Origin of the sequence: Psychrobacter sp. Sarcosine-02u-2 (assembly GCF_002836335.1) — a bacterium.
GTDB lineage: Bacteria > Pseudomonadota > Gammaproteobacteria > Pseudomonadales > Moraxellaceae > Psychrobacter > Psychrobacter faecalis.
In genome coordinates, this window is the sequence record NZ_PJBX01000009.1 from 1 (window position 1) to 7,935 (window position 7,935).

At 44.6% G+C, this 7,935-nt stretch carries 7 protein-coding genes; 5 read left to right on the forward strand and 2 right to left on the reverse strand.

All coding sequences use genetic code 11. The features are described from left to right. Positions 1-91 precede the first annotated feature (91 nt). A complete protein-coding gene (locus CXF58_RS00545; protein WP_102076254.1) occupies positions 92-1,345 on the reverse strand; it encodes a TerD family protein in 1,254 nt (417 codons plus the stop codon). 300 nt (positions 1,346-1,645) lie between these two features. Here CXF58_RS00545 and CXF58_RS00550 point away from each other — a divergent pair, with 300 nt between their 5' ends. The 5 genes from CXF58_RS00550 to CXF58_RS00570 all read left to right on the forward strand — a co-directional run bounded on the left by CXF58_RS00550 (position 1,646) and on the right by CXF58_RS00570 (position 7,541). Continuing rightward, the gene (locus tag CXF58_RS00550; protein ID WP_102076255.1) at positions 1,646-2,806 is read left to right on the forward strand and encodes an ATP-grasp domain-containing protein; all 1,161 of its coding nucleotides are present in this window, start codon (positions 1,646-1,648) and stop codon (positions 2,804-2,806) included. A 43-nt stretch (positions 2,807-2,849) separates the two neighbouring features. Further along, positions 2,850-4,139, forward strand: a complete 1,290-nt coding sequence (locus CXF58_RS00555) for a phosphoribosyltransferase domain-containing protein (protein ID WP_102076256.1) — start codon at positions 2,850-2,852, stop codon at positions 4,137-4,139. Between the two features lie 101 nt (positions 4,140-4,240). Next, positions 4,241-5,059: an HAD hydrolase family protein gene (locus tag CXF58_RS00560; protein ID WP_068406224.1), complete on the forward strand. Its 819-nt coding sequence runs from the start codon at positions 4,241-4,243 to the stop codon at positions 5,057-5,059. A gap of 85 nt (positions 5,060-5,144) precedes the next feature. After that, positions 5,145-6,317 carry a cysteine protease StiP domain-containing protein gene (locus CXF58_RS00565; RefSeq protein WP_228706494.1) on the forward strand — a complete coding sequence of 391 codons (1,173 nt, stop codon included), beginning with the start codon at positions 5,145-5,147 and terminating at the stop codon, positions 6,315-6,317. Between the two features lie 147 nt (positions 6,318-6,464). After that, the gene (locus CXF58_RS00570) at positions 6,465-7,541 is read left to right on the forward strand and encodes an HpcH/HpaI aldolase/citrate lyase family protein (RefSeq protein ID WP_082894330.1); all 1,077 of its coding nucleotides are present in this window, start codon (positions 6,465-6,467) and stop codon (positions 7,539-7,541) included. Positions 7,542-7,674: 133 nt separating this feature from the next. Here the strand turns inward: CXF58_RS00570 and CXF58_RS00575 are convergent. Next, the coding region (locus CXF58_RS00575) for an IS3 family transposase (RefSeq protein WP_145989762.1) at positions 7,675-7,935 on the reverse strand (261 nt) is incomplete at its 5' end.

Consider the following 7,935-nt stretch of genomic DNA (forward strand, 5'->3'; position numbering starts at 1 on the left):
GTTTTTAAAATTTCAGTTAAAACAATTAAAATTTTAAATTCTATAAAAATCAAAGGCCTACGATAAGTTGAGATTGGCGTTCTTAAAGCACTTACTTACGCCCACGCTTCCAGCTGAAGCCCCAATTAAAAGCTTTGTCCATTTCTTGGTGACCTTGAAAATATTGATTGATACGCTCAACATTGATACTGCCTTGCTGATTGACCAAACGCGCAATTGCGCACATCGGCAAATTACTTGTGCCTTCTGTCAAACGAGTTTCAATCGGTGGCTGCTCGGGTACATGAATGGTCACGACACCATCGGTTTGCGCCCAATTTGGTACGCCTTCGTAAATAAAAGCAAAGATAAAGACTTCTTCAATCTGCGACCACTGTTGCCCGTTGATATCGAGCCACTCACCGCCGCTGACTTGTCCGGTTCTATCATCGGCACGGAGCAACACATAAGGCGCTGATTGTAACTTACCAAAGCGATTGCCCAAGGCCTGAATCAGCGTCTTTTCGCCATTTTTCAGATGAATCATCGCCCCGACATCAAGGTCAATACCGCCCGCTTTATGCTGTTTAAATAAATCGCCGAGCAAGCCTTTTTTGGGGGCTGATTTATCGCTATTTGGGCGCTGATTCCAGTTAAGGTTGACAGAGATTTTACCAAAATCATCGCGTTTCTTTAGATTGATGCTAGATTGGTTCTTGGTTAAGGTGATTTTACTGAGATTAATTGACGGATTTTGAGCAGCGCTAGGAATTGGCGGCGGCGTAGTTGTTTGCGGCGCACTACCCGCTTTTTGCGTGTTGATTGGCTTTTGTGTATTGATTGGTTGAGCTTGAGCTGGCGCTTCATCGGCAATCTCAACACCGAAATGCTCAGACAACGGCTTTAAGCCACCTTCAAAACCTTGGGCGATAAAACGGAACTTCCAGCTACCTTGGCGACGGTAACATTCCGCTAAGATAATGGCTTTTTCATTACGTCCGGCGGCACTTAACTGGCAAGTCATCAGCACTTGGCTGCCTTGTAGAACCTGAATATCCACATCACCAACTTGCGCCAGCGTTTGCGCACTAGAAAACGCAAGGGCAATCTTCTCAATACTCGCTGGCTGCGCAGGTAAATTAATATCAAAAAATCCATCGCTATCATGTCCACGGAAACTTACACTGCCATCATCGCTACGCGTCTGCCCATAAAATATCATGTCGCCATCGCCGCGTACTTTACCGTTAGTGGTCAGGCGATAAGCGGCGCAATCAATGGCACTTTGGCTTAAAATACGGATGCTAATGTTATCGGTTGGCAGCGGCGCATTGGCACCAGCAATCAGTTTTTGAGGTTGACTCATCATTTATCCTTTAGGTTATTTATTATTTGTTGATATGGATGCTGTTGACTATCGCACTATAGTAGCATGGATAACAGCTGATTTTTACAGCGCACGCCCGTTCAACAAAGCATTAACCAGCCGGCAAAAACATTTTTACAAATCCTTAATGCTATTTTGTTAGCAGCATTTATAACGCTTAGCATTTGTATATAATAGCCTCTATTTTAGGTAATATGATAACGCGCTGAACGACTGACCCTCTTCAAGACTCAATTCTAGTTGTTGCACTCTATAAATTTTAATAACGCTGAGAGAATTATGAAACCCCCTGCTAACCAAAGCCCTCATACAACGTCTACTACGCCATCTGCCGTTTGGTTAGCGGAAGGTCAGTCAAGCCAGCGTGATATGCTCGCCAGCCTACAATCCTTCAAAGCCCAATCTGAGACGCCATTTAACATTATCGCGTCACACCGCCATAATAGACCTGAGATTTTTGAATTTGCTGATAGCGTTTACCGTGAGCCCTCTGCAAGCGCCATAGATAGCGATGAGCAAGCAATGTTTGAATCTGCTAAGCCATTGATGCCGCGTGGGCAGTTTGTCTTAGAGCAAGCCAAAAATAACAACGTTAAAGTGCTACTCACGGGGCGCAATGGCATTGATTATGAAGCGCATCGTCAGGCATTTGAGGCGGCGGGCATTCGTTTATTGACTGGCGCGACGAGTGTGGCGGCGTTAGAAGCGATAGATGACAAATTTGCCTTTATGCAGCAGTGTCATGAGCATGATATTCCCGTCGCCGAAGCGTGGCGCTTTGATAATGTCGCAGAGCTTGAGGCGTTACTTGCTAGGCACGGTCATCAGCCTTTATGTGTCAAACCGGTGACAGGTATTTTTGCCCAAGGGTTTTGGCGACTTGATACCGACAAGGAAGCTGACGCACGATACGATAGCTTTGAACATTTATACTTTACCGAAGAGAAAAAAATCAATACCACGCAGTTTATTCATGCCTATGCAAACAGTCTGATGGTGCACGAGCGCCCAATTCCTATGTTGCTGATGCCATATTTATCAGGGCAAGAGTACTCTATCGATGTCGTCTGTGAATACGGCGAAGTATTGGCGGCTGTTACTCGTTATAAAACAGGAAAAATCCAGCATATCGGCTACGAGCAAGCGGTCATGGGTGTGATTATTCCACTGATTAAAATGTTTGGCTGTGATGGCATCGTTAGCGTGCAGACCAAGGCCGATGATGACGGTCAGCACCGCGTACTTGAGATTAATAGCCGTCCCTCTGGTGGTATCGGTTACACCACTCATAGCGGTGTTGATTTAACCCAAATTGCATTTGGCTATTGGCTTGGCTTAACCGCTAAGCCAAAGCTTGCAGATATTGCGCAGCAAATCATTCCCTGCCAAGTACGCTCAATTATGGTTAGCGTAAAGATTGAAGAAGATGCTACCGAGTAAGTAAAAATAACGATTAACAAATTGCAAGACCGAAGGAAAATAAATGCCAAATAAGCAACACAGTACGACCATCCCCCTACCACGCGGCACTCTTGATTTAACTTATCAAACCAATTCAGCTACTGCAAAAGATGGAATAAAACCAAGCAATCACTATCAATTAGAAGACTTGCTTGGATTTGCGCAGCGTATCAATCCAAAACGCGCGTTTTTATTTGTATCAAAAGTCTTAGGTCGCCATATTCCAGTCGCGCCTAGCACCATGCGTCATGCTTTTACGGATTTGGCAAACCTAGTACCTGATGATTTGCCTGAACCCATTTTGGTTATTGGTATGGCAGAGACGGCAGTTGGTTTATCTGCGGGCGTACATCAAGCGCTACAAACGCGTTACCCCAGTGCTTTATTATTAAACTCTACGCGTCATACGCAACATAACGAGGATAATACTGAAACCTTGCTAACGACTTTTAGCGAAGATCACAGTCATGCCAGCCAGCACTTAATTTATCAAAGTGCAGATACAGTAACGCAAGCGCAGCTACTAGCGAGCAAAACCTTGATTATGGTGGATGATGAAGCGTCAACGGGCAATACTTGCGTCAATGTCGTCACCGCCCTCCGTAACGCAGGGCTTGATAATTTAGAGCAAGTACATCTGACCACTTTGGTCGATTGGTCATTAAATCAGAACCAAAGTAACGCTAATGACGATACGATTGCTACGCGATTGCCAAATATCGATTTCCATCGTCATCACTTGTTATCTGGCGCGTGGCAATGGACGGATGCGCCCAACCCTGAATCCATTACCATGCCATCGGTCGACACCACTGAGGCTGGCAGTCATACGCTAGGTGATACTGGCAATTGGGGGCGCTTCCCAACGCTAGATAGTACCGATGGTTTTGATAATTACCTTTTACGGTTTCAAGCTGCCCTTAACGTTTTTAATCAGCAAGCCCAACTTGAGAAAGAACAGCTTGAGAAACGACAACTTAATAAAAAGCAGTTGCCCAAGCGGATTTTAGTATTGGGCAGTAATGAGTTTGTTTGGTTACCGTTTTTATTGGCTGAATGGCTTGAGACACAAACTCAAAACGCTACGGTTAAGTTTAGTGCCTTAACCCGCTCGCCGATTGCCCTTGGTGGGGCGATTAACACGATGCTCAGTTTTAGCGATAACTATGGGCTTGGTATGACCAACTTTGCTTATAATGTTGAGCCTAGCGATTGGGATTTGATTGTCTTGTGCGTGGAGACATCGGCGGATAGCGTTGATGAGATGTGGAAAGATTTGGATAATGTGCTGGTGGTGAGTCCGACGCTTTAAGCTATTTTATAAAAGCTAGCTTACAAAGGCTATCCTATTAAAACTATCCTTTAAACCCTACTTTACTTTTCACATTTACGCACGCTTTTATGGCAAATACTATGACTAGCCCATTTTTTCAAGCCAATCCCGATATTATCAAACCCTACGCGCTGATGGATTTGGACGATACACTTTTTCAAACCCAACGCAAAATCGATGCGTGGGAATTACCAACGTCTGAACCTGAAAACTTAGTTTGCGCGACTATTAACAAGCAAGGCAAGCCACTAAGCTTTATGAGCCAGCGCCAAGCCGCGTTCTTTAATTGGTTACTAGCTAGCACTGATCTGATAGTGGTCACTGCACGCGATCGCAGTGAAATTAAACGTGTTAAGCTGCCTTTTGATAGTTGGCAAGTCTTAACACACGGTGCGATTATTCTTGATAGAGACGGTGCGCTACAAATTCAGTGGCAACAGCGTATGCATAGTGCACTTGCACCACTGCAAGATAAATTGCAGCAGCTAAGCCAATTATTTGCCAATCACAGTAGAAATGACAACAGCCAGCTGATATTTACACCGCATATCGATCACTTTAATGATGGCGCTGTTAATGAAGCGCTGACCATTTATCTGGCTATTAAGCATGCGCAAAAGGACCATCAAGCGTTAGTAGAGCTCGCTAAAAAGTTGCCAACGTTAATACGTGACTTTGAGCAAGATTTTTATGTGCATGTGAATGCGAATAATCTGGCGATATTGCCGCACGCGGTTCATAAACGTCATGCGGTACAGTTTTTATTAGTCCAGCATTTAGACCATCAGCGTCCGAGCTTTGGTTTTGGTGACAGCTTGGCCGATTTGCCATTTTTGCAATTGCTTGACTGGTACGGCATGCCCAATCGTGGTCAGCTACACGACAATTTTAGTTCTTAATAGTTTTTAAATAATAACAATAGTAGTAGAACTCATTTTTTTAAGTAGAAACCATCTTATGACCCATCCTATAACGAACCCTAATATGCGAAAAATGCAGGAATATGGCTCAGGCAGCTATCTTGCCAGCGATGTGACTGTGCTGCTTGATATCGTTGATAAAAACGCCGTTGCTGATGTACCAGTGAGTCAAAAAGAAGCGCTCATCCAAAGTGGACAGCGCCATTATTCCGATATGTTGACATTAGAGCATGCGCCAACTGTCATGCATGAGCAATTGTATCAGCAGGCATTAGCGCAAGGTACCACGAGAACCGCGACAGATATTGCTAACTTGGCTTATACGTTACATCATATTTTTCAGCAAACGGTAAGTACTGAACGTCCATTAATATTAGTCAGCTTGGTACGCGCAGGTTTACCCATTGGCGTATTGTTGCAGCGTGCCCTATTAGACAATGAAAGGTCAGATCCTAATAGCAGCTATGCGTTGCCAAGTGTGCATTATGGTATCAGTATCATTCGCGATCGCGGACTTGATCCAGTCGCGCTACAGATGATATTGGACGCTCATCCAGACAGTGCCATCGTATTTGTCGACGGCTGGACGGGCAAAGGGGCAATTTATCAAGAGCTGGCTCGTAGCTTAGACGTCTTTAGCAACCCTAATCATCCAAACTTTGCCAATATTTTCCATCAAGGCAAGGATGTTATTCCTCTATTAACCCTTGCAGACCCCGCAGGCGTTGCTTGGTTGGCGGCAAGTGAGGAAGATTGGCTGATTCCATCAGGGTTATTAAACAGCACGGTATCAGGGTTGATATCACGCAGCTTATATACCGAGCCGCAATCGGGGCTACATCGTAGCGTCTTTTATGATAACTTGGTTGCGGTAGATCATAGCTTAGCCTTTGTTGATCATATTGATAGCACGCGGCGGGCTTTGTCTACACCTCCACAATACTTGCAAACGTTTAAGCAACCACGCTATCAGACCGCGGATTTAATTGATACGCTGGCAATTGATTATGACATTAGCAATCGCAACCGTATTAAGCCAACCATTGCAGAGGCGACACGGGCGATATTACGCCGTGATCCTGAGTGCATCTTGCTGGCCACCGCCGATCACCCAGATACCGTATTATTGCGCCATTTATGTAGCGACCGCGATATCAATATCACGGTATTAGGTGCTAAAATACTTCCCTATCAAGCGATTACGCTGATTAAGCAGCGGGCAACAGATCGCTCATGATTCATTAATGTATTGATGCCTTGATGTATTGATGCCTTGCGAAAGAAAGGCATCAATACTGCATCAGCACCGCTGTTTTTATCATACGTCCTTACGCTATGATTTCTTGCTATAACCACTCACTTATCACTATTTACGATGCCAACTATGTCCGATATGCCCCACAATGAGTCCAACCTTTATAATAACAATCAGTCTTATGCCCACCTGATTACTGAGCGTCATGCGATGCTCAAACCGCTTACCCATCACCCGTATCAACTGGGTGCTAGCCTATATATGCCTGCGACGCGGCAAGATATTTGGCAAGTCATTACGCGTGATAAATTGCCGACGATTAACAGTATTATTATCTGCTTAGAAGATGCGGTCAGCCATAGCGATGTTGAGTTGGCGCTCATACGTCTACAAACGCTGCTACATACGTGGGCGGCGCATGTCGATAGCATCAATGACCCAGCAAAAAAAAATGGCATTCAATCAAAAGCGCACACCAATCAACCAACCAGACCGCTAGTCTTTATTCGTCCGCGTCATCCCTCTATGCTAGAGCAGCTGGCAGATTTTGCCCATATTGATTTGGTTGACGGTTTTGTCATGCCAAAAGTCGATATGTATAGCTTGTCTAATTGGCGCATGGCGTCTCAGAATTTAAGCACTGAGCATTTATTGATGCCGACGCTTGAGACAGCAGCGCTCTTTAACCCGCATCACAATCAAGAATTGGCGATTGGCTTTAAAGAAGCTTTTAGCCAGCCCGTTTTTGCCCTGCGTATCGGTGGTAACGACTTATTTGCCGCGCTGCGTTTACGCCGTCCTAAAAATAGCATCGTTTATGATACCCCGATTGGTACGCTCGCCTATCAGCTGCTTGGCTGCTTTGTACCGCATGGTTTTTATCTTACCGCACCGGTATTTGAATACTTAGAACAGCCAACGCTGTTTATGAAAGAGCTGATGCGTGATGTGAACTTAGGACTGGTCGGCAAAACGGTCATTCACCCAAGTCAGATTGCGTTGGTACAGCAAGCGTATTGCGTGCCTTTAAGTACCTTGGATGAAGCCCAAGCAATTTTGCATAGCGAGGCAAAAGCGGTCTTTAAATATAACGATACCATGCTTGAGCCTGCCACGCACCGTGCATGGGCCACAGAAATCGTCAATCGCGCTGAGGTCTTTGGCACCCTTGATGATAACAATACTGACTATACGACCCGCTTATAAACCAAGACATTAGCCTGACTCTTTTATAGTATTTTTTAAAACTGCCGCTTTAGCGTTAATCTGCTAAATGGTTTCAATAAAAAAGCCGTTATCCTATTTAAGATAATGAACTGACCCCCTAAACTTAGACAGTTTAAGTTTGCATCAAGGACTGAGCTCTGTACTTAACAGGGCTCAGTCCTTTTAGTTTAAGCTGAATTCTCTCATGGTTATAGTAGTGAATATAGTCATGAATCTGTTTTTCCAAAGCCTCAATCGAGGTCGGCTTTTCAAGGTAAATAGTCTCACACTTTAGCGTACCGAAGAAGCCTTCCATCAATGCATTGTCTAAGCAGTTCCCTTTTCGGCTCATACTTTGCTTAATATGATTCTCTTTAAGCGTATTCGCAAACGT